This is a genomic window from Filifactor sp. (assembly GCF_057248345.1).
The window spans coordinates 17,076-39,286 of the sequence record NZ_DBHIIC010000010.1 but is presented as its reverse complement, the minus strand read 5'-3'; the positions used below and the strand labels follow the sequence as shown (position 1 = coordinate 39,286).

Genomic DNA, 22,211 nt, shown 5'->3' with positions numbered 1-22,211 from the left:
TTTACTTCTGAAGTTAAGTTTTTTGACTTCAAGAGGTCATTTTCTTTTACCGCTATTATGCTCATAAAGTCTTTGACATAAATGATGTTCGGCTTACCAAGTCCAAGTCTTACTCTTTCAATCAGCCCTATCCCTTTTTTGCTGTCTAACTCATCTAATGTTTTTATGGCAGTAGGCTTTGAGATATTTCTTCTTTTCATAATTTCCTCGACTGTGAAATAGATAAATACTCTGCCTTCCTTGTCTATCCAGTTATTCTTAAATGACATTCCTGTTCGTTTCAAAAGCATGGAATAAAGGATAATTGCTTCAGCAGACAATCCCTTAAATTCTTCTCCGTCTACCAATATTTCAGGTACTTTTAGAAAGTTAAATCTTTCTGCTTCTCTGTTATAGAAATAGTCAAAGTCCATCGCTTCACCTCCCTCCTTAAAAATTGGCAAAGAAAAAGACGATAGTTTTTTATCTATCGCCTTTGGTAACCATTTGTATGAATTTTTTTAGATTGATTTTATTGCTTCGTTGATTTCCTGAAGGAACGCTATAACAGCTGCTCCGACCATCGGTATTCCATAAGGACTTAACAAAAATCCTAATACCAATGCTTCTATTCCGATGGCAACTTCTTTTTGCATAAAAGATGCAATTGCTCCAAATATGCAAAACATCATCAGCAAGTATAGTAGGGCTGTTCCGATACCAAGTAGGAATGTCAGAAATGCTGTAAGGATACTCAACACCAAGCTAATTGGAAACAAGATTATTTTTATTATCCATCTCATCATTTAGTAGTCCTCACTTTCTAAAGCATTCTTTGTATCTCCACACACCATATCAATGCAAACATTCACATCAATATAATTTTTTAGGACTTTTTTTCGTCCTCCCTCTCCATCTTCTACAAATACATAATGCTTGTAAAACTGCTTAAAATGCAGGATTTTCACGATTTCACTCTTTGTATCAACGCTATGCACTCCACATGATTTGTATTTGGGAATTGATCTACACCTACTTTATCCATCACCTGATATCCTTTTTCTTTGAACAGATGTAATTCTTCAGCAAATATCTTCGGATTGCAGGAGATATAAATGATATTTTCCGCTTCGAAGTTCAGAACGTCTCCGATTGCTTTTGGATGCATCCCACTTCTTGGAGGATCTAAGATAATCAAATACGGTTTTTCTTCTCGTTTCTCGACTTCTTTTGCAACATCTCCTGCGATGAACTCTACATTTTCAACACCGTTCATCTTCGCATTCTTTTTTGCCATCTCCACTGCTTCTTCAATCAACTCGATTGCAATGACTTTTTTTGCGATGGTCGAAACCAAAATCCCAATTGTTCCTGTTCCACTGTATAAATCAAAGATGGTTTCTTCTTTTCGATGCTCCAAAACTTTTTTAACCATTTCTCTAACTCTAGAATAAAGAACCTCAGCACCCTTAGTATTCGTTTGAAAGAAAGAAAAAGGAGATATTTTAAAATTCATTCCAAGAACCTTATCTTCAAATAACTCTGTTCCATACAAACAATTTATTTTTTCCGGAATAACTGCATCGGAAAAAGAGTCGTTCTCTGTGTGCAAAATTCCCATGATTCGCCCATCCAAACTCAAGTCCAACAATAAAGAGCAGTACTCTTTCAAATCAAAGTCAAGTTGTGTCGTCGTAACCAAATTCACCAAAATATCGCCTGTGTTTTTCCCTTTTCTAAGCACTAAATGGCGAAGGTATCCCTCTCTTCTCATAATATGATAAAACGGCAAATTTTGCTTTCTAAAATAAGATATGGTTGCTTTCAGAATTTGTCGATAATCTTCATCCACAATTCGGCAATCTTCTACAAAAACAATACTGTTACTCCGATTTGTCATATGCATACCCAATGTCAAAGGACTGTCTTTTTGTTCATTTCCGAATGTAAATTCCATCTTATTCTTATATTCTCGACTGTCCGGACTTCCGATTACTTCTATTTCCTGAAATTCTTCATGCCCTTTTTTGACAAACCAATCAGACAGAGCATCTCTTTTCAATTCCAATTGCTTTTCGTAAGCAATCGGCAACAGGGAGCACCCTCCACAGACATCAAAATGTTCACAGATAGACTCTGTCTCAATCGAAGAGTGTTCCAAAATCTCTAAGATTTTTCCTTCTCCTCTATTTTGTCGTAATTTTTTAATATACATCGTTACTTTTTGTCCGGGTATCCCATGTTTTACAGAAAATTTCACGCCGTCTTTGATTGCTTTGCTCGTCCCATCTAAACAAAATTCATTGACAGTGATTTCTATGGTTTCTTTTTTCTTCATACTGTTCTCAATCCCAACCTTATTCCTTTTCTATGTTGATTTCTTTAATACAACATATCCCTAATTGTTTCTTTATTCCTTTTCTCAATTCAAAATCAGTGATAAGTATCTGTTTTTTCATCAATTTATTGCTTAAAATACTCTTGACGAAAAGTTTTTACAATAGTCATCGATGCTATTTCATTTGAATTCAATTATGATTTTTTCTCCAAATCAGTTTTTTCATCAATCATTGGTTAAAATACTCTTGACGAAAAGTTTTTACAATAGTCATCGATGCTATTTCATTTGAATTCAATTATGATTTTTTCTCCAAATCGGTTTTTTCATCAATCATTGGTTAAAATACTCTTGACGAAAAGTTTTTACTACAGTCATCGATGCTATTTCATTTGAATTCAATTATGATTTTTTCTCAAAAACTGAGATTTAATAATACGAATTGACATATTGATCAATCAATGATTCTTGACTTTTTGTTTCAAAAATTCCCATCTCACACAGCTTGTTTTTCAAAACCGGATTCACGGAATGAAAAATAGCTGTGATATCATCGTATTCCAAAAAAACTTCAAACAGTTTTTCTTTCAAATAACTTGACTTGACATGAATCGGATAGGCTCGCATTCCCACTCCGTCCACTAATCTCATCACATAAAAAATATTGTCGTCTTTTTTTCGATAGGAGTAGTTCACTTTATCATAATACTCTTTTGCTTTTTCGGGATGCTTATTCTTTTCCTCTAATTCTTTTGCTAGCATCTTAAAATATTTTCCCGTCATATTGTAGTACTGATAATTGTAGATTCCTTTCCACAAATTATCCACTTTTTTAAATGGAGGTTTCCCTAACTGTTTCAAAAAAGCATAATTTTGCTCAATATATTCTTTTTTACTGATATCTCCCTGATAAAATTGTAAATTCAAACTGTTTTTGTTCTCAAAAAACAATTCAAAAAAATTCTCAATATATGCCATACAATCCCTTCCAAGTTCATTTTTTATACTCCTATCTTATCATTTTAGAACAAATAGTAAAATGAATTTCGATTTTTTCGCACAAAAAAACAACTCCGCCGAATGTATCGCTCATTCCAACTTCGTTGTTTTGAACTTTTTGCTATTCTGCCAATGCTTTTTCAAATACCTGTTGTACAATTTCCTTTGTCGGTACTCCCTCATGTACTTTGTCTCCTTCTACATAGTAGGTAGGTACATAGTAATAATTGAAATTATGTTGTTTCAATAATTCTTCCTGTTTTTCCTCATCAATAATTTCCACATCTACTTTTTGAAACTCAGGATGCTCTTGTTTCAATTCTTCCATCCAATTCTTCGCTCTCTTACAATGCGGACACCAGTCAGTAACCATCATATACACTTTTTTCATCTGTATTCCCCCTATCAAACTTTACTTATCTAAACTTATATGAATTACAATCTTAATTATGTCATAATGTATACCCATATTTTCATGGTTTAATAGCCTTTTTCGAATTTTCTTTTCGATTAGAAAACTATAATCATATTCTTATAGATTTCTATTTGTAACTGAAGTATTCTAAATGACGAAAAAAGTATGAACAGAGTCTGTGAAAACATCAATCAACAGACGAAGGACACAATCAAATGCACAAATTGTCATACTTCCATACTCTCTACTGTTTCATCAGAATTTCGTATACATCATATCAAACCTGACTACATAGTAGCCAAAATCATTCTTTCAAACTTTATATGAACTGCTTATCTTAGTTGATTTTTTAATTGATTCAATTCTATCTCTACTTCTTCAGGCAATTCATCTGCTGTTCCTTTTTGCTCTGTCACAAATTGAAGTCGGTTACTCAACGCATTCTCCCAAGCTGCCCGATAGTTCTCATCTTCCATATTCGGTAAAAATCCATCTACTTTGGCATATTGGATATGTCTAAGATTTCCAAGATCTTCAAAATCTGTGTTTCCATCAACAATCTGTTCTAATAAATGTAATGTCGTTTCTTTTTGAATTTTTTTACCCATAAAACTTCCTGTGTTCAAAATATAGCAATCCGTCGTTCCATCTTCAAACAATGCTTTGAACTTTTGATAGTCTTGCCCTAAAGAATAGGTTCTAAATGGATTTGCATACGGAATAATAACTAATTTTTCCATTTCTGCAGCACTATCCAATCGTTCAGCAGTCGTTCTCTTAGTAGCAAGTGTAGCACCGAAAATAGAAGCAATTACAGGGTTATCAATCTTCAACAAAGGAGGAATTGCATTGTCTCTCATCAACCAAACTATTGCATTCACCGGTTCTTTCATGTGATTCACTCTATTTTTCGTCCAAAACTTAGATTTGATAGCACGACCATTTCCGTTTCTAATGTCTTCTGTTACCAATACAACACGACCTTCTTCATCTAATGTTGCACCACAATTTTGGACTGATAGGAGATATTGATTTGATTCATCCTCCATTGGATAATCTTGTGTCTTATCGAAATAAGAAGGCTCTAATGCAATTGTAGACTTATCTGTATCGGAAATGACAAATGCATCATCATGCAAAATTTGAATATCATATTTATCTTGATGTGTATTGTGAGTCAAAGTTGATTTTCCCGAACCGGATAATCCAAAGAACGCAATCGTATATTCTCTGTCCGTCAATTGATATTGTTTCAAACCTCCATGGCAAGAAACATAACCGTTTCTGTTTGCAATTTCCCAAGCTAAGGTTAAAGTTCCTTTTTTATGTTCCCCGAAGTAACGCATTCCACATAATAACAAGGAATTGTGCTCAGCATCAAACAGGGATAACCCTTTTTCATGTTCCTGTGGAACATAGTTTGGTAAAGACAGTACATAGATATCTGTTTCATTCAATTCTTTAGATGATTGATACATTTTCTGATATTCTTCTGTTTTTGTTTGAAAATTTAGCAACCAATTATATAGGGTATTCTCGTATCCTTCCTCGACAATAAGATGTGCCTTTACCATAAATTCTTCATGTAATCCGATATATGCTTGTGCATAGTACAGTTTTTTTCCTTGTGCATAAAAAGCTGCTTCTCGTGCAATTCCTGCATATTTCTTTTCATCGACATCTTTGTGCCCTATCACAACTCTACCTTTGGCATATCTACCGGTTACTGTACCGTCATTATAAAGCAAAATTTTTGCATCGGATGGAAGTCCGATTTCTTCTGCACGAAATACCGGCAAATCCGTCACTACAGTACCGGTAGCATTTTTAGCCAGTTCATACGCTTCTGCTAAAGAATTTATCCTAACAACATTGTTTCCATAAAAAACAGTTTCAATCGTTGTTCTAAGAGCTGAGAATTTTGAATTCTCTTTTTTGATATCTTTTATTTCAAATTTTTGAATGGTCGACATTATACTTTCTCCTCATTTTCTATATTTTGTATCTTTATTATATCAAATTCATCAATATAATAAAGCTTTATTTTTGAATAGTGAGTATTAATACATCGTATTTCGTTTTATTATGAACTTCATTGAATGATATCATTCATTTTCGACTTTAGACACATCCAATCAAATTTCTTGAGATTGCTAAAAATGAATCTTATACTCTTACTACATTCAAATAGTCTCATACCTTACTTATTCCATTTGGTTTCAACCTCTTTTCAATTTAACATAACACTTTTATCTTAATGTATTTTCAACAATTTGGTATATTAAATTTTTTTGAAAACAATAAAAAATTAATCACACCAAATGATATTATTTTTTCATTATGAATGAAATCTATTACTCTTTTTCATTCCATATTCACTTAAACAATTTCTTATTCTTAGTTTTTTCTGTTTTTTGTAGAAAAAGAATGTTATCATTCACTATCTTTCATATTACATGATTTCATTTTTAAAAAATTTTTTTTAAATCGTATTTTATCGAAAAAAAGAATGCCTATTCTATCAGAATAAGCATTCTTTCTCCGTTCCATGACAAAACATCCTTTTCCATTTTATAATGGAATTACCTTTTTCTACTGTTAATTAAATCGCTTTTCCACTTTTAACAACATTTCCAGATTTGCTTTTTCATATTCATTGAATAAACTCTCTTTCACATAAGTGTCTGTCAATCCGGGTTGTGGATAATACCAAGATTTTCTTTCGAAGTACTCTTGGTTTTTCGATTTCTTAAACATAAATCCATGTCTTGCATACATCTCATTGACAGCTAATCGAATCAAATCTTTTCCACCATAATCTGCAAGCGCTTCTACTTCTTCCCATTCTAAATATCTCATATCGGAATCGGGTAATACATATTCAGATGTTGCAACATCTTGTGCATAAGTTTGTGTTGATTTACTTGACAACACAGCACCATATTTTTTTACTGCAGACTCTTCCAAAAATTCAAAAAATTGATCTATGGAAAGCTCATTCTGTGGAACATCATTGAAGGTTAGGCTATGAAATTCATAACTGGATAAACCATCAGAAGACATTCCAAGCCATACATATTTCAAGACTGATACAATCGGAACACCATCGTAAACCATATTCCCGGTAATCTTCACATAGGTTCTTCCATCTTCTTTGGATTGGTAGGATTCATAAGACGGAGAGCCAATACCTGCATCTATCAACTGACCTAATGAATAATCAGACCCCTCAAAAGTAAAGTCTTTTATACCTTCTTTTGCCTGATCTTGCAAATCAGATGTATCCACATTTGTTCCTTCTGTATTTGGTGTTTTGTTTTTTATCTGATTCACATCACAGGCACACAACAATAATATCGTTGTCAAACACAGACAAAGCCCGCTCAAAAACTTCTGATTTTTTTTCAAAGTATACACTCCCTCTACAACTTTTTTCATAAGCAAAATTTTGACGACTCTGTTCTTTCGAAGTTTCTCTTATTCTTACACTATCTGCATTGCATAACAAAACAGCAGGAATTTTTGTACTGAAAAACTTCTTATCCATCAAAATATGTTATATGGTTGATTCTATGTAACAAAATTTCTGTAACAAAAAAATTTTGTGCCGATTATGACATTTCTATCATACCACAACCGGCACAAATTTTCATTTATTTTTCATATTCTATTGTTATCGTTTCAAATCTCTTCCTATAAATACTGCCATATTTCTATTAGGCTGGTATCCCAAACATACTTCGGATGCGACAACATCTTCTTCTCCGTCTTTCAGTCGAATTAAATTTCCTGTATGTTCCGAAAACTGATGTTTCTTACTTCTAAAAAACAAAATATCCTCTTCAGATAAAGAAATCGGCATATAATCAAACCCTATTCCATCTGTTATTTTACCTGTTTTTTTCGTTATATTATCATATTGATAAATATCATGCGGTTTTGTATCCCAGTCCTTTTGTGTTTCTTCATAAGATTCTGTACTTTCAATAGCGATACCGGAATAAATCAACTTTTGCCCATCCGTAGTAAAAGAAGGTGTCATTGCCAATATGTTGTCAGGTGTAATCGTTTGCAAGTCATAAGTTCCATCTTCCTGTAATCTCATCAAAGCAAGCTCTTTATTAAAAAACATCTCTCTCCCTCCACCTTTTATGAGAGCTATTGAACTATTCTCTTTTGAAGATAATGCTATATTATCTTCATACGGCAAAACAATCAACTCGTTTTCTTCCTCTCTTTGATTGTAAATGTCCGTAAAATCAATATGCTTTTGTTGTTTGGTATCATATATCCCAAACCCTGCATAATCTGCACTCGTAGAACCTGATTGAAATTTCTCATGAATCAAAAGATATCTTCCGTCTTCACTGATTTTGGAAATAGTGGGATCATATCCTAAATCAATCGAATTGTTTTCAGGCGCCTTTGCCTCAATCAGAATATTTGTTTGAACTTCATCACTTTGCAAAGCATTGCAATCAATCTCAACAATAGCGTCCGCATGGCTGAATTTCCCTTCTGAAGTTTCCCAATTTTTCAGCTGTTTTGCATATAACTTTCCGTCTTTTGATGCTTTGAAATTTTCATAATGATTGTCATCATCATATTTTACAGATTGATTACTTTGAGTGTCATAGAGATAAAAGCCTGCACTCTCATCAGCATACACCAATTTTTGTCCCAACCATTCATAATTCTGATACTGCTCCATATCTGCAAGTTTTTGATATTGACTGGTTGATAAGGTGTATAAATAAAGTTCATTTTCTTTTTGATATGCAACAAACTCTCCATCCTCAGATATCTTCGGACATTCAAACTCTTCTCCATCTTGTATTTTTTGTTCCTTCTTCTCTTCTCCGTTCAAATAAGTGTAGTAAATTCCATCATTCTTTGCATATACGACAAAAGAATTTTGTTTTTCCGTAGTTAAATAATTGCATCCGCTCAATACACCTACCATAAATACCATTCCTAATAAAAACAAAACTTTTTTGTTGATTCTTTTGATTGTACTCAAACAATTCACCCTCTTCTTTATGTTTCACATTGCTTGATGAATCTCCTTGCATGATTGAAAACTGTTGCTATTACATCTCTTCTGACGACAATTATTTTCTACAAAAATTATACTATGAAAAATATAAAATATCCATTCTATTTTGTAAGAAAAGACACTTTGAGAACGTATCCCAAAGTGTCTTTTCTTTAATTCAGTGATAAAACACATCGTTCTATCTTCTGATCGCAAAATGATAGATGAATCCTGCTACTGTTAATGTTCGTCTTATTGACCCACAAAATCATTTTCTTAATAGCTTTTCATTGCCCTTTCAATACTTCTTTGCGCATCTTTTTTTGCCATATCTTGGCGTTTGTCATGGGTATTTTTCCCCCTTGCCAAACCAAGTGAAAGTTTCACTTTTCCGTTTTTCAAATACATGGATAGTGGTACTAAAGTAAACCCTTTCTGCGCTGTTTCTCCAATCAATTTCTTAATTTCTCTCTTATGGAGCAGTAATTTTCGAACACGAACCGGATCGACATTGAAGATATTTCCCTGTTCATACGGGCTGATATGAACCTGTTTCAAAAAAGCCTCACCGTTGTCGATTGAAATAAATCCTTCTGTCAAGTTGACTTTTGATGCACGAACGGACTTGACCTCTGTTCCCTTCAGCTCTATTCCCGCCTCATAAGTTTCCAATATCTCATAGTTAAATCGTGCTTTTCTGTTTTTTGCTACAACTTTGACATTTGAATCTTTCATTCTATTCTCCTCTTAATTTTTCCGCCATCGCTTTTGCAAGTTGTCTTAATTTATCTAAATCATCTTTTTTAGGAGCACATTTTGCTTCTACTACACAATCCTCTAGCAATTCATAACCGGAATCTTCTCCAAGTGGAACCAAATTCTTCACTCCACCACCACTCCAGCTGAATGTTCCTGCTACTCCTAAAACGCGACCTGACATTTTGTTTCCTTTCATTGTATGAAGAAGATCTACCATTGGAGGATACAAACCGTTGTCATACGAACAACTTGCCAAGATAATACCTTTCTTCTTCCAAAGTTCTGTTGTAATATAAGATTTATGTGTTTTTGTCACATCAAATACTTGAATATCTTTCACTCCTTCTTCAGCAAGATATCTAGCTACGTTTTCTATCATGTATTTTGAATTTCCATACATAGAACCGTATACCAACACAACTCCGTTATCTAATTTTTGACTTGCCAAGTCTTGATATCTTTTCAAAATCACTTCAGGATGGCTTCTCCATACCAATCCATGAACAGGTAAAATCATTTTGATATCTAATCCACCTAATTTTTGTAATGCTTTTTCAGTTTGTTTTGCATATTTGGAAATGATGTTTACAAAATAACGTTCTGTATCATCTTTGTATTTTTCATAATCGCATTCATCGTCAAAAATCGCTCCATCCAATGCTCCAAAACTTCCAAATGCATCTTGTGAGAATAGGATTTTATCATAACTTTCATAACTCACCATAGACTCAGGCCAATGCACCATCGGTGTCATATGGAATTGAAGACTTCTCTTTCCTAATTCTATTTTATCTCCTTCTTTCACTTCTACAAAGTTTTCATCAGAGATTTCATAGAACAATTGTAACATTTCTTTTGTTTTCTTATTTCCAACTATTTTTACATCAGGATACTTTGAAATTGTAGAACGAATAGAACCTGAATGGTCCGGTTCCATGTGATGAACTACTAAATAATCCAATGTTCTTCCATCCAGAGCTACCTCTAATCTATCCAAAAACTCTTCTGTTGACATTGCTTTTACTGTATCCATCAATGCAGTTTTTTCATCAATGATTACATAGGAGTTATATGCCACTCCGTTTGGTAACGGCCACATGTTTTCAAACAGTGCAGTTTCTCTATCATTAACACCGATATAATAAACTCCGTCCACCACTTTTGTAACTAATGTATTCATTCTTGTTCCTCCTCTAACATTATAGGTAATTATCCTGAATCTAATCTACAAGAAAATTCTTATTTTTACAAGACTTCTCTCATAAATTCAATTCTTTATATTCTATATATATTCTCAAAATATGACTTCATTAAGCAATTTTTTTACAAAATTTAGTCTTTTGTCACCATATCTACAAATTGAAATCCTATTTCTCTCAAATCCAGTTTCACACTCTCTACCATAACACGAACTTTCATTCCTACTTTGAATACTTTTTTGGAATGTCTTCCAACCAACTGGAACCGTTCTTCGTCATAAATATAGTAGTCATCCACCAAGGTATTGATTCGAATTAATCCCTCTACTGTATTTTCTAAAGTTACAAAAATTCCAAAATTGGTGATAGAAGTAATTTTCCCATCAAATTCCTGACCGATAAAGCGTTCCATATACTGTGCTTTTCTTAAATGTTCAAAATCTCTCTCTGCTTGCTCAGCTTTTCTTTCGGAATCGGAAGAACTTCTAGAAACACCATCTACTATTGCAGAAAGCTCTTCTATCTTTCTTCCACTCAAATAGTGATGGATATCCATTTTAATAATTCGGTGAATCTGCAAATCCGGATAACGGCGAATCGGTGCTGTAAAATGGGTATAATATTTTGCTGCCAATCCGAAATGTCCTTCATTGACAGGAGAATATCGAGCTTGTCTCAATGAGCGCAACATCACCTTTGAGATGATATCCTCTTCTTCTCTTCCTTTGACTTCTTTTAAAATCTTTTGTAAATCTTTCGGTTCGACATTAGCCTCTTCATCCAAGGTTGCATGCACTCCAAACACTGCAATAAAATTATTGAACTCTTTAATTTTATCTTCTGCCGGCTGTTCATGAACACGATAGACAAATGGTAATTTCTTATAGAAATATTCCTTAGACACTGTCTCGTTTGCAATGAGCATAAACTCTTGAATCATATCATTTGCTATTTTTCTTTCTCTGACTTGAACATCAATCACCTTTTCATCTTCCACAATGACTTTTGACTCCGGAAAACCAAATTCAATCGCACCACGTTGTTCTCTTACATTAAAGAGAATATTTGCCAACTCTTCTGCAAAAATAAGACTTTGCTCCAATTCTGTAAACTGTTTCGTACGATCAATGGTCTCCAATAGATGAGACACATCTTCGTACACAAGACGATATTTCGAACGAATCACACTTTCCACAATCTGATGTTTCACCACAACACCTTTTTTGTCAATTGTCATCAAGCAAGATAAGGTCAATCGATCAACATCGGGATTCAAAGAACAGATTCCGTTGGAAAGCTCTTTCGGTAACATTGGAATCACCTTGTCCACTAAATAGACAGATGTTCCTCTTTTAAGTGCCTCTTTATCAAGAGGTGTATTTTCTTTTACATAGTGAGTGACATCTGCAATATGAACTCCCAGTAAATAGTTGCCATGCTCATCTTTCGAAATGGAGATTGCATCATCAAAATCTCTCGTATCACTACCATCAATCGTATAGGTCAACTCTTCTCTCAAATCCAATCGATTTTTCAATTCTTCTTCTTGCACTTCCATTGGAATTTTTTCAGCTTGTTTCAATACTTTTTTAGGAAATTCGTCCATCAACTGATATTGTTTCAAAATAGAAAGAAAATCTACATGGAACTCACCTTTTTTTCCAATGACTTCCGTTACTTTACCTTCCGGATTTCTCTTACCGTCATAGAATTTCGTGATCTCACACTCTACCAAATCTCCTGATACAGCACCCTTACTTTTTCCTTTCGGAATAAAAATATCAGTATGAATCTTTTTGTCTTCCGGAATTACAAATCCAAATCTACCGGAATCTTCATACTCTCCCACGAACACATAGCTTCCATGCTCCAAAATCTTGACAATTTCTCCTTCTTGTCTGTCTCTTGTATTATGGCTCGGTTTGATTCTCGCAACGACCTTATCTCCGTTCAAAGCCCCCCGCATATTCGTATTTGCAATAAACAAATCTGACTCTCGTTCCTCAGATTCGACAAATCCATATCCTCTTGGTGTCACAATCAATTTTCCGATAACCAATCCCATCTTAGAAGGAATTCCGTATGTATTTCTCTTTGTCTTATAAATCAATCCTTCTTTTTCCAAATCAGATACTACATTTCTCAAAATCTTCATATCTTCACGACTGGAACTGAAATGACTTGTCAATTGCTTTTCCGTCATCGGCTTATATTCACTATGTTTCATCAAATCAATGATTTCTGTCCGTATATTTTTCATCTTAAGGTCTCTCCCTTCTATTCCATGAGAAAAAACAGCACTTATGCTTCTCTTTACATACTTTCTTTTGAAACGGTTAAACAACTTTATCCCAATACACAACCAACTGACTTCCCCTAACAACAAAGAGTAAGCAAACCCTGTTCCTACCAAAATAGCAGACTGTGATAGAATATCAGGTTCCACAACCTGTGACAAATTCGGTGAAACTGTAATGGATTAAGATAATATCAATAGCATGACTTTCATCAAACAATTTTTATCATGAAGGAATCAACTGTATCTTCCTAAACACCTTATGATTCTAGTAGAGGAGAAGTCTCTCCTCTCACCACTATCTCATAAACTGCATTTCAATCCATCTACTTTGATACAATAAACACTGAATTTTGACTCTCTCTTTTCGCAAAGAATCATTTTTATCTATTCTTCTTCAATAGAGAATGTTTGTCCTCTATGTTGAATCGTCATGATTGTTGTTTTATCGGACTCTCCCATATATTTTTTGAATTGGGTTGTGGTTGGATACGAACTTTGAAAATGCATTGGGAAAAATACCTTAGGTTCAACAGCACGGATATATTCTTTCCCTCCATAACAGTATGCATGTTCTAATCTCGGATCTACCGGAAACATTGCGACATCGACAGGTTTTTCTTTTAATTTCTCCAATTCATCAAAGAATCCATTTCTTGCAAATTCTTTTCCTTCTTCTGTATCGCCTTCCCAATGCCACCAATTGAAATCCCCTGCGTGGTAGATATGGTATCCATCTGCAACAAGGTAAAAGCTGACTCCTTGATCTGTGGAAGAGAACACCTCAACTTCTACTCCTTCGATACTGATATGCTCGTATGCTCTGCAAAAAACAAAATTATCTTGTGGAGGAATTGTCACATCGTCTGAAATGACATAATGAATTCCTTCTCCCAATTTCAGAACGGAACCGTCAAAATGATCACAGTGTGCATGACTTACAAAAGCAATCACTTTTTTCCCGTTATGAATCAACTCTTGTGGTAATCTTCCGCATTGCAATTCCTGCTTTTTCTGACAATGATCTGTAATATAATCAAAAATCAAATGATAATGATCTGTTTCAATCCAGTAACCGCTATGAAACAGATACGTTACCTTTAACATACCTTACCCTCCTTATCTCAAACCGTTTATGTTTTTTTATAGGAAATCGTGAGGGCAAAAAATACCCTCACGATTTTTTTAATGTCTTAAACTAACAGGTTTATCCAAAATTTCTTTCCAAATAATTGCTCTTTTTAAATCTGATTTTTCTAAACAAACTACAGGTTCAGAAGAATCTTTTTTCATATCCGAAATACCTATTCTATCCTTTTGTGTTCCTAAAGAACTTTTTCTTTTATTGTCAACTGATGTTTGACTCATTGGTTCTTTTTTCTTGTCTTGGAATAAAGGATCTTTCTTACTGTTTCCTTTTTTGGAAACACTCTTATTGCTCTTTGTCTTTGTAGGAGCATCTTGTGCACGTACAAAATCATAGGACTTTCGATATTCTTCCCTATCCGGTACTGACAAAGTCTGTTCTTTGTTCTGACTTTTTTCCACAAGCGATAAAAATTTATCTTTATTTTCCTTACTCATCTGATATAACTTCTCTGCTTGCTCATAAAAATCACCGGTTGAATTAGGCAACTGTTGTGACAATTTGGATATAAAATCTCCGTTAATATCAATTTTTTTGTTTTCATTCCATCGTCTCGACATCACTTTAACGAGCTTCAAAAGTATGATAACCAAAACAACACTTTTCAATCTATGTCACCCGCCTCTTTTCTGTGCTCTGTTTTTGTTCCTATGGCTGTTGTTTTCCTTCTCCACCTGCAATTGTTTCTCTCATTTGGGTATCTGCCATTACATTTTTCATATTGTAATAGTCCATTACACCCAATTTTCCATCTTCAAATGCTTTTGCAATCGCCAAAGGTACTCTGGATTCTGCTTCAACTACCTTAGATTTCATTTGAACTACTTCTGCTTTCATTTCTTGTTCTTTCGCAATCGCCATTGCTCTTCTTTCTTCTGCCTTCGCTTGAGCAATTTTCTTGTCTGCTTCAGCTTGATCGGCTTGCAATTCTGCACCGATATTTCTTCCGATATCTATATCAGCGATATCAATAGACAAGATTTCAAATGCTGTTCCGGAATCCAATCCTTTTTCCAATACTGTTCTTGAAATTTTATCAGGGTTTTCCAATACTTCTTTGTGAGAAGTAGAACTACCTACTGTTGTAACAACACCTTCACCAACTCTGGCAATGATGGTTTCTTCTCCGGCACCTCCGACCAAACGTTCAATGTTTGCTCTTACAGTTACTCTTGCTTTTACTTTTACTTCGATTCCGTCTTTCGCAACTGCTGAAATCACAGGAGTTTCAATTACTTTAGGATTAACGGAAACTTGTACTGCTTCCAAAACATCTCTACCTGCCAAGTCAATTGCTACTGCTTGTTCAAATCCTAGATTGATATTTGCTCTTTGTGCTGCAATCAATGCATTAACAACGGAGGTTACATCCCCACCTGCCAAATAATGAGCTTCTAATTTGTCTGTAGAAAGTTTCAATCCGGCTTTTGTCGCTTGAATCATCGGATTAACAATACGTACAGGTCTTACACGACGAATCTTCATTCCGAACAATGTCATCATAGACACACGCACTCCTGAGAATCTCGCTGTTATCCACAATCCTACCGGTATAAAAATTAAAATGAATCCTACTAAAATCAAAAGAATAATTAAAACAATAAACTTTTCAAAACCCATGCTGCTTCCTCCTTTATAATAACTATAATAACTCTCTTACAATAAGTTGACTTCCTTCAACTGCAATAACAACAACACGCTTTCCTGCTTCAATAAACGCTTGCTCTGCTTGTGCATCCAGTATTTCACTTCCTATTTGAACTTTTCCTGACGGTCTCAATATACTCTTTGTAACTCCCTCGTAATTAAGATAGTGAGTTCTTTCAGGGGCAGGAGAATATCCTTCTTCTTTCGACAAATCTGTTTGTAAATACAACGTTCTGTTTCGAATTTTTTTCGGTATAATATGCCATACCAACCAACAGAATATTGTCGTAATCAACGTTACAATAAAAAGAACTACAAAAAAATCTGACAGACCGTCTGTTCTAAACAAGATTGTAAGGAATACGATACAACAACCTATCGCTCCTGCAATTCCACCTGGGATAAACAACTCAATACAAATGAGCAATAACCCCAATGAGATAAGTAATATATTTACCGTATTTTCAAAAAAACCGATAAAATTAGCAGATTCCATTAACTTTAAAAGAACAATGTTACTCATGTCCTCAATCAACCTCCTTTACTATGAAATTTTTCCTTTTCTATTATACTATAAAATTAAGTGAAAGTAAGGAAAAACCATAACAATTATTTTATTTTTACAAATTTTTACTTGTTTTTTTCTAAAGGTCCACTCCAACTGATGACTCCACCGATATTTTTGGCATTGACATAACCGATTGACTGCAAAAACTCTGTCACCACTTCACTTCTTCCGCCACTGTGACAATACAATCCATAAAATCGTTCTTTATCCGGACATTCGTCCTCAAATCGATCTTCTGCCTCTTCCATCGGAATATTGAGTGCTCCCGGAAGATGTCCTTCCTCAAACTCTTCTTTGGTTCTGACATCAACCAAAATACCATTCTTCTCAATCAACTCCTGTACCTGATTTTTCATAAATTCTCTTGCAAACATAAGGCGCCTCCCATAATTTTTTTCTACTTATCTTCATTGATACCACCAAATATACTTCTTATTCCATTATGCTATAGAATTATATGAATTTTATAGTCTATCTGTTCTATTTTGTTACAATTTCATTACTATATCGGTATTTCTGCCTTTTACTTGATTTTTTTGATAAAAAAAGCTATCTTTAATAGAATCAAATTTTATATTTTATAGTAACTTATCGTATTCTTATTGCAGACATATGTTGTACATAAGAGATACTTAATTTTTTGAAGTTATAGGTATAAATTTTCATTTTTCAGCAAATCTTACTAAAAATATGAAACAGATTGATATGTTACTTTTTTAACATCAGATTAAAGGAATTTTATTTATGAAAAAAGATATTTCTCTTTACATCCACATCCCTTTTTGCAGACAAAAATGTAGCTATTGTGACTTTGTATCTTCTGCACAATCGGAAGTTGCTCAGACAAACTACATTTCTTTATTATGTAATGAAATTCTTGCTTGGAAAGAATATCTTTCAGACAGAACGATTAAAACCATTTTTATCGGTGGAGGTACACCGAGCATCCTATCAGTTTCAAATATGCAAACTTTGTTTCAAACCTTACATTCTCTTTCCATTCCATCTAAAACGGAATTTTCAATGGAATGTAATCCGGAATCCGTTACGTTAGAAAAACTTTTCTGTATGAAACAAAATGCGATAAATCGGCTCAGTATCGGTTTGCAAAGTACACATCAAAAAGAGTTGCAACTTCTCGGCCGTTGTCATAGCTATGATCAGTTTTTGTATGCGTACGACCTAATTCAAAAATCAGGATTTGATAATCTCAATATCGACTTAATGTTTGCGCTTCCAAACCAAACCATCCGAGAACATATCCACTCTCTGCAAAGGGTAATCTCTTTGAAACCGAATCATATTTCAGCATATAGTCTAATCTTAGAAGATGGAACCTATCTAAAAAAGCAGGTAGATCATCACTACTATGAAATCCCGTCCGAAGAAGAATATATTGAAATGTATCGAAACACCATCCATCTTCTGGAGATAAACGGATATGAGCAGTATGAAATTTCCAATTTTTCCAAACAATTCCATGAGTGTCAACACAATATTGTATACTGGGAGAGAGGAGATTATATTGGATTTGGAGTTTCTGCATCTTCTTTTGTAGATGGAAAAAGATTCACCAATCCTATGTCATTGCAAGAGTACTCCAAGAGCACCTTTCATACTCCAAAGAAGATTGCTTTCATGGAGCGGATTGACTTGGAAGAAGCATTCGAAGAAACGATATTCCTCGGACTTAGGATGAACAAAGGACTTTCTATTTCATGGTTAAAGAAACAATTTCCGAATTTTACGGGAGAACCGTTTCAAAAAACACTTTCTTCCCTACAAAACAGAGGTCTGATTCATCCTACTGAGAATAATCTATTACGCTTGACACAAGAGGGAGTTGAAATCAGCAACCAAGTTTTTTTGGAAATATTATTATAACTATTGTCACTTTTTACACTTCATTGGGTAAAAGAATAAATAACATATTGTAAAAAGATGCCTTTCTTTGTAACCTTATATAAATGGATGGTATCTGCTTCATTCTTTTTGGGTCTTACTTCTCATCCAAAAAGATCATATTTAGAGAAAAAGGGGGGATTTTTGATGGCATACGCAGGAGAAAAACCGGGGATTGGAAAATACAAATGTATTCAATGTGGAGAAATTGTAGAGTTAACTTCAGCTGATGAAGTACTACCGGCTTGTCCTCAATGTGAAAAGACCGTATACATTAGAATCTGCTAAATCACATTTCTACTGTATTGAAATATCATTTACAAAAAGCTGTCGAACGTACAACCTGTTTACATTCGACAGTTTTTTATTGATACGAAAATTTTTTGGATGAAAAGCGATTCAAAACCATTTTACCAAATATTTCAACCTAGTTTCTCTCTTGTGATAAATTCATCTCAGCTTCTTTCTGTTCCGATTTTTTCAATTCTTTTTTTATTGTCTCAATCAATCCCAAATCTCCCGGTAACCACTTTACATGATGTAGTTCATCTTGTTTTAACCACATGGAATTCTGTGCTTCTTTTAATACTAGATTTCCCCCTAAGACAGTTGCCCAAAAACACTCCATATACAAATGAAATTTCGGATAATCGTGTTCAACCACTTCAATCAAATCTCCCACTTTAATGGATGTTTCCAATTCCTCCTGTATTTCACGAAATAATGCTTCTTTAGAAGTTTCCCCATCTTCTACCTTTCCGCCCGGAAACTCCCACCATCCTTTCCATTCTCCATATCCTTTTTGTGTTGCAAATACTTCATTTTCTCTTCGGATAACTGCAGATACAACATGTATTGTTTTCATTAAATCATTCTCCTTCCAACTGCATTGCTTTATCAAAAAATATTTCGTTTTTTATTATAATACCACTAATAATATCCAATTAAATGGACCCATTCTAATTTCTACAAATGATACTTTTGACTTTTTCATCAATCAGTTTATTGAGAGCTTCACAAAGCCTAATATACCTTTTTCAAGTTTCTAAACCGTTTTTGCCGGCTTTTAAGATAGATAATATCTCAAAATTCGGGTATCTCTATGATGATAAAAAGAAAAACCATTCAAACATGATAAACGTGATTATCTATCGCAATTTGAATAAGTGATACATCTAGCAATATAAAAAGAGTCGTAAGAACACAGTTCTTACGACTCTTTCATTGTTCTATTTAATGGCAAGAGCCTCCACAGCCCCCACAGCCACTACCGCAAGTACAACTTTTTCCTTGTTTTTTCTTTCGATACATATTTCTGATGATGCTTATCACAACTACCAACAGAACAGCACCGACTAATATACTTCCTTTATTCTCAACAAGCCATGTCATTGTCGTTACCTCCTATAATCCGATCTTATTTTTCAGTATGATGAGTTGATTCTTTATAAGGTCTGAACAACATATAAATCATTGCAACCAAACAAATGACAGATGCAATCAATCCGATAATATGTGTTTCACCCATATATGCTGAACCGAATTGATAAATCATCATAGCAACTACATACGCAAATCCACATTCATATCCAATCGCAAACCATGTCCATCTTGTATTGTTCATCTCACGCTTGATTGCACCGATTGCTGCAAAACAAGGTGCGCACAATAAGTTGAACACTAAGAAAGAATATCCGCTTACACTATTGAATACACTACCAAGTGTATCCCAAACATTTCCTCCGGTTCCATACAAAATACCCATTGTTCCTACAATATTTTCTTTGGCTACAAGACCTGTGATAGATGCTACGGCAGCTTGCCAATTTCCCCATCCCAAAGGAGCAAAAATCCAAGCAACTGTGTTTCCGATTTTTGCAAGGATGGATAAGTTCAATTCTTCTTCACTCAACATACGGAATCCATCTTGTGTAAATCCGAAGAAACTTGTAAACCATACAAAGATAGTAGAAAGCAAGATAATTGTTCCCGCTTTTTTGATAAATGACCATCCTCTTTCCCATGTGGAACGAAGAACCGTTCCTAAAGTCGGCATATGGTAAGGTGGCATTTCCATTACAAATGGTGCAGGATCTCCCGCAAACATTGCTGTTTTCTTCAAGATAATACCGGAAATAACAATTGACGCCATTCCGATAAAGTATGCAGAAGTTGCAACCCACGCATTACCGCCAAAGATTGCTCCTGCAATCATTGCAATAAATGGCACTTTCGCACTACAAGGAATAAATGTCGTCGTCATAATTGTCATACGGCGATCTCTTTCATTTTCAATCGTACGACTCGCCATAACTCCCGGAACCCCACAACCTACTCCAACCAATATTGGAATAAATGATTTTCCGGACAATCCGAATCTACGGAAGATTCTATCCAATACGAATGCAATACGTGCCATATATCCGCAACCTTCTAAAAAGGCAAGTAGGAAGAACAATACCATCATTTGAGGTACAAATCCAAGAACAGCTCCAACCCCTGCAATAATACCGTCAAGAATTAGTCCCTTCAACCATCCCGCACAATTTATAGAATCTAAAATTCGTTCTACTAAATCAGGAATACTTGGAACAAAGATACCGTACGTTGTAGGGTCAGGTCCTTCTCCTCCATACTGTTCCAATACTTTAGTTGCATTTGCATAGTCTTCCAAAGTAGCAGTTTCCTTACTCACTTCTAACGTTTCTTCATCTTCTACTTCATACTCAAAGCTACCTTCCGGAGCTGTTCCATGTTCTTCAACATACACATCATATCCATCTACAATCAATTGTGCAGTTGAATATTCTTCCATCGCTTCTTCATACGCACTTCCACCCGTCAAATGGAATCCCGCATCAAACAACTTATCGTTTGTCCAATCGGTTGCAGACAAACCGACAGTAACCATGGCAATATAGTACACCATAAACATAACCGCGGCAAAAATAGGAAGTCCTAACCAACGATTTGTCACAATACGGTCGATTTTGTCAGAAGTGCTGACACGTTCTGCATTCTTTTTCTTGTAGCAAGCTTTGATAATTGTTGCAATATAAAGATATCGTTCACTTGTAATAATAGATTCCGCATCATCATCCAACTCTTTTTCGGCAGCTACGATATCTGTTTCAATATGAGCCTTCACAGTGCTGTCCAAATTCAATTGCGCTAATACTTTTTCGTCTCTTTCAAAAATTTTGATGGCATACCATCTTTGTTGCTCTTCCGGAATATCGTGGATAGCAGCTTCTTCAATATGTGCAAGTGCATGCTCTACACAACCGGTAAAAGTATGCATTGGTACTGTCTTACCAGTTTTTGCTGCAGAAATTACAACTTCAGCAGCCTCCTGGATTCCTGTGCCTTTCAGAGCAGAAATTTCTACTACTTTGCATCCAAGTTGACGAGATAATTCTTCCGTATTGATAACATCACCGTTTTTATTCACAATATCCATCATATTGATTGCTACCACTACCGGAATACCCAATTCTACCAACTGAGTCGTTAAGTACAAGTTTCTTTCCAAGTTTGTTCCGTCTATGATATTCAAGATTGCATTTGGTCTCTCTTGGATTAAATAATTACGTGCTACCACTTCTTCCTGTGTATATGGAGAAAGAGAGTAGATTCCGGGCAAGTCCATAATCTTTACGTCATCATATTTTTTTAACTTTCCTTCTTTTTTTTCTACAGTAACTCCCGGCCAGTTACCTACAAATTGATTTGATCCTGTCAGAGCATTAAACAGAGTAGTTTTCCCACTGTTCGGATTCCCTGCAAGTGCAATAGTAATACTCATAATTGATTGATTCCCCACTTTCCTCAGTCAGCTTAAGCTAACCGGTATAAAAATAATATTCTCCTTTAAAAAACCAAAAACTTCATTTCATAACGGAAGTTTTGTTACAGATTGTTTTCCAA

The 22,211-nt window shown here is 34.6% G+C and carries 22 protein-coding genes; 2 read left to right on the top strand and 20 right to left on the bottom strand.

Annotated features, from left to right (window positions below; all coding sequences use genetic code 11):
* From ACO5GE_RS03530 to ACO5GE_RS03450, 17 genes are all read right to left on the bottom strand, one after another.
* A partial coding sequence (locus ACO5GE_RS03530; protein WP_484829552.1) for a replication initiator protein A occupies nucleotides 1-413 on the bottom strand: 413 nt, incomplete at its 3' end.
* A gap of 87 nt (nucleotides 414-500) precedes the next feature.
* A complete protein-coding gene (locus ACO5GE_RS03525) occupies nucleotides 501-782 on the bottom strand; it encodes a CD1845 family protein (RefSeq protein ID WP_150889231.1) in 282 nt (93 codons plus the stop codon).
* Between the two features lie 3 nt (nucleotides 783-785).
* Nucleotides 786-947 (bottom strand): hypothetical protein, encoded by a 162-nt coding sequence (locus ACO5GE_RS03520; RefSeq protein ID WP_001843395.1) that lies wholly within the window; start codon nucleotides 945-947, stop codon nucleotides 786-788.
* Entirely contained in the window at nucleotides 944-2,317 is a 1,374-nt protein-coding gene (gene rlmD / locus ACO5GE_RS03515) for a 23S rRNA (uracil(1939)-C(5))-methyltransferase RlmD (protein WP_484829551.1), read from the bottom strand. Before rlmD ends, ACO5GE_RS03520 begins: the two co-directional genes overlap by 4 nt.
* Nucleotides 2,318-2,746: 429 nt before the next feature.
* Entirely contained in the window at nucleotides 2,747-3,295 is a 549-nt protein-coding gene (locus ACO5GE_RS03510; protein WP_484829550.1) for a DUF6648 family protein, read from the bottom strand.
* A 142-nt stretch (nucleotides 3,296-3,437) separates the two neighbouring features.
* On the bottom strand, nucleotides 3,438-3,707 hold the full coding sequence (locus tag ACO5GE_RS03505; RefSeq protein WP_484829549.1) for a glutaredoxin family protein: 270 nt from the start codon (nucleotides 3,705-3,707) through the stop codon (nucleotides 3,438-3,440).
* Nucleotides 3,708-4,063: 356 nt separating this feature from the next.
* Nucleotides 4,064-5,704: a phosphoenolpyruvate carboxykinase (ATP) gene (locus ACO5GE_RS03500; RefSeq protein WP_484829548.1), complete on the bottom strand. Its 1,641-nt coding sequence runs from the start codon at nucleotides 5,702-5,704 to the stop codon at nucleotides 4,064-4,066.
* A gap of 625 nt (nucleotides 5,705-6,329) precedes the next feature.
* The gene (locus ACO5GE_RS03495; RefSeq protein WP_484829547.1) at nucleotides 6,330-7,139 is read right to left on the bottom strand and encodes a YARHG domain-containing protein; all 810 of its coding nucleotides are present in this window, start codon (nucleotides 7,137-7,139) and stop codon (nucleotides 6,330-6,332) included.
* A gap of 265 nt (nucleotides 7,140-7,404) precedes the next feature.
* A complete protein-coding gene (locus ACO5GE_RS03490) occupies nucleotides 7,405-8,751 on the bottom strand; it encodes a hypothetical protein (RefSeq protein ID WP_484829546.1) in 1,347 nt (448 codons plus the stop codon).
* Nucleotides 8,752-9,042: 291 nt separating this feature from the next.
* Nucleotides 9,043-9,501, bottom strand: coding sequence for an SsrA-binding protein SmpB (gene smpB, locus ACO5GE_RS03485; RefSeq protein ID WP_273159424.1), 459 nt, complete (start codon nucleotides 9,499-9,501; stop codon nucleotides 9,043-9,045).
* Between the two features lies 1 nt (nucleotide 9,502).
* Nucleotides 9,503-10,705, bottom strand: a complete 1,203-nt coding sequence (locus ACO5GE_RS03480; protein WP_484829545.1) for an FprA family A-type flavoprotein — start codon at nucleotides 10,703-10,705, stop codon at nucleotides 9,503-9,505.
* A gap of 152 nt (nucleotides 10,706-10,857) precedes the next feature.
* On the bottom strand, nucleotides 10,858-12,984 hold the full coding sequence (gene rnr, locus ACO5GE_RS03475) for a ribonuclease R (RefSeq protein ID WP_484829544.1): 2,127 nt from the start codon (nucleotides 12,982-12,984) through the stop codon (nucleotides 10,858-10,860).
* A gap of 423 nt (nucleotides 12,985-13,407) precedes the next feature.
* The gene (locus tag ACO5GE_RS03470) at nucleotides 13,408-14,127 is read right to left on the bottom strand and encodes an MBL fold metallo-hydrolase (protein ID WP_484829543.1); all 720 of its coding nucleotides are present in this window, start codon (nucleotides 14,125-14,127) and stop codon (nucleotides 13,408-13,410) included.
* A gap of 78 nt (nucleotides 14,128-14,205) precedes the next feature.
* Nucleotides 14,206-14,775 carry a hypothetical protein gene (locus tag ACO5GE_RS03465; RefSeq protein ID WP_484829542.1) on the bottom strand — a complete coding sequence of 190 codons (570 nt, stop codon included), beginning with the start codon at nucleotides 14,773-14,775 and terminating at the stop codon, nucleotides 14,206-14,208.
* Nucleotides 14,776-14,815: 40 nt separating this feature from the next.
* Nucleotides 14,816-15,787 carry a flotillin-like protein FloA gene (gene floA, locus ACO5GE_RS03460; protein ID WP_484829541.1) on the bottom strand — a complete coding sequence of 324 codons (972 nt, stop codon included), beginning with the start codon at nucleotides 15,785-15,787 and terminating at the stop codon, nucleotides 14,816-14,818.
* Between the two features lie 22 nt (nucleotides 15,788-15,809).
* Entirely contained in the window at nucleotides 15,810-16,337 is a 528-nt protein-coding gene (locus tag ACO5GE_RS03455; RefSeq protein ID WP_484829540.1) for an NfeD family protein, read from the bottom strand.
* 107 nt (nucleotides 16,338-16,444) lie between these two features.
* Nucleotides 16,445-16,756, bottom strand: coding sequence for a rhodanese-like domain-containing protein (locus ACO5GE_RS03450; RefSeq protein WP_484829539.1), 312 nt, complete (start codon nucleotides 16,754-16,756; stop codon nucleotides 16,445-16,447).
* Between the two features lie 370 nt (nucleotides 16,757-17,126).
* Here ACO5GE_RS03450 and hemW point away from each other — a divergent pair, with 370 nt between their 5' ends.
* Nucleotides 17,127-18,266, top strand: a complete 1,140-nt coding sequence (hemW, locus tag ACO5GE_RS03445) for a radical SAM family heme chaperone HemW (RefSeq protein WP_484829538.1) — start codon at nucleotides 17,127-17,129, stop codon at nucleotides 18,264-18,266.
* A gap of 165 nt (nucleotides 18,267-18,431) precedes the next feature.
* Nucleotides 18,432-18,572 carry a zinc ribbon-containing protein gene (locus ACO5GE_RS03440; RefSeq protein ID WP_484829537.1) on the top strand — a complete coding sequence of 47 codons (141 nt, stop codon included), beginning with the start codon at nucleotides 18,432-18,434 and terminating at the stop codon, nucleotides 18,570-18,572.
* A 139-nt stretch (nucleotides 18,573-18,711) separates the two neighbouring features.
* Here the strand turns inward: ACO5GE_RS03440 and ACO5GE_RS03435 are convergent, their stop codons facing one another.
* The 3 genes from ACO5GE_RS03435 to feoB form a co-directional block, all read right to left on the bottom strand.
* A complete protein-coding gene (locus tag ACO5GE_RS03435) occupies nucleotides 18,712-19,149 on the bottom strand; it encodes a (deoxy)nucleoside triphosphate pyrophosphohydrolase (RefSeq protein WP_484829536.1) in 438 nt (145 codons plus the stop codon).
* A 368-nt stretch (nucleotides 19,150-19,517) separates the two neighbouring features.
* Nucleotides 19,518-19,676 carry a FeoB-associated Cys-rich membrane protein gene (locus tag ACO5GE_RS03430; RefSeq protein ID WP_484829535.1) on the bottom strand — a complete coding sequence of 53 codons (159 nt, stop codon included), beginning with the start codon at nucleotides 19,674-19,676 and terminating at the stop codon, nucleotides 19,518-19,520.
* A 25-nt stretch (nucleotides 19,677-19,701) separates the two neighbouring features.
* A complete protein-coding gene (gene feoB / locus ACO5GE_RS03425; RefSeq protein ID WP_484829534.1) occupies nucleotides 19,702-22,089 on the bottom strand; it encodes a ferrous iron transport protein B in 2,388 nt (795 codons plus the stop codon).
* Nucleotides 22,090-22,211 lie beyond the last annotated feature (122 nt).

Bases quoted from the DNA above. Each gene is read 5' to 3' on its own strand.
- ACO5GE_RS03500 (WP_484829548.1), bottom strand. From the start codon at position 5,704: ATGTCGACCATTCAAAAATTTGAAATAAAAGATATCAAAAAAGAGAAT.
- feoB (WP_484829534.1), bottom strand. From the start codon at position 22,089: ATGAGTATTACTATTGCACTTGCAGGGAATCCGAACAGTGGGAAAACT.
- floA (WP_484829541.1), bottom strand. From the start codon at position 15,787: ATGGGTTTTGAAAAGTTTATTGTTTTAATTATTCTTTTGATTTTAGTA.
- ACO5GE_RS03435 (WP_484829536.1), bottom strand. From the start codon at position 19,149: ATGAAAACAATACATGTTGTATCTGCAGTTATCCGAAGAGAAAATGAA.
- ACO5GE_RS03440 (WP_484829537.1), top strand. From the start codon at position 18,432: ATGGCATACGCAGGAGAAAAACCGGGGATTGGAAAATACAAATGTATT.
- hemW (WP_484829538.1), top strand. From the start codon at position 17,127: ATGAAAAAAGATATTTCTCTTTACATCCACATCCCTTTTTGCAGACAA.
- ACO5GE_RS03505 (WP_484829549.1), bottom strand. From the start codon at position 3,707: ATGAAAAAAGTGTATATGATGGTTACTGACTGGTGTCCGCATTGTAAG.
- ACO5GE_RS03455 (WP_484829540.1), bottom strand. From the start codon at position 16,337: ATGAGTAACATTGTTCTTTTAAAGTTAATGGAATCTGCTAATTTTATC.
- ACO5GE_RS03450 (WP_484829539.1), bottom strand. From the start codon at position 16,756: ATGTTTGCAAGAGAATTTATGAAAAATCAGGTACAGGAGTTGATTGAG.
- ACO5GE_RS03430 (WP_484829535.1), bottom strand. From the start codon at position 19,676: ATGACATGGCTTGTTGAGAATAAAGGAAGTATATTAGTCGGTGCTGTT.
- ACO5GE_RS03510 (WP_484829550.1), bottom strand. From the start codon at position 3,295: ATGGCATATATTGAGAATTTTTTTGAATTGTTTTTTGAGAACAAAAAC.
- smpB (WP_273159424.1), bottom strand. From the start codon at position 9,501: ATGAAAGATTCAAATGTCAAAGTTGTAGCAAAAAACAGAAAAGCACGA.
- ACO5GE_RS03480 (WP_484829545.1), bottom strand. From the start codon at position 10,705: ATGAATACATTAGTTACAAAAGTGGTGGACGGAGTTTATTATATCGGT.
- ACO5GE_RS03525 (WP_150889231.1), bottom strand. From the start codon at position 782: ATGAGATGGATAATAAAAATAATCTTGTTTCCAATTAGCTTGGTGTTG.
- rlmD (WP_484829551.1), bottom strand. From the start codon at position 2,317: ATGAAGAAAAAAGAAACCATAGAAATCACTGTCAATGAATTTTGTTTA.
- ACO5GE_RS03470 (WP_484829543.1), bottom strand. From the start codon at position 14,127: ATGTTAAAGGTAACGTATCTGTTTCATAGCGGTTACTGGATTGAAACA.
- rnr (WP_484829544.1), bottom strand. From the start codon at position 12,984: ATGAAAAATATACGGACAGAAATCATTGATTTGATGAAACATAGTGAA.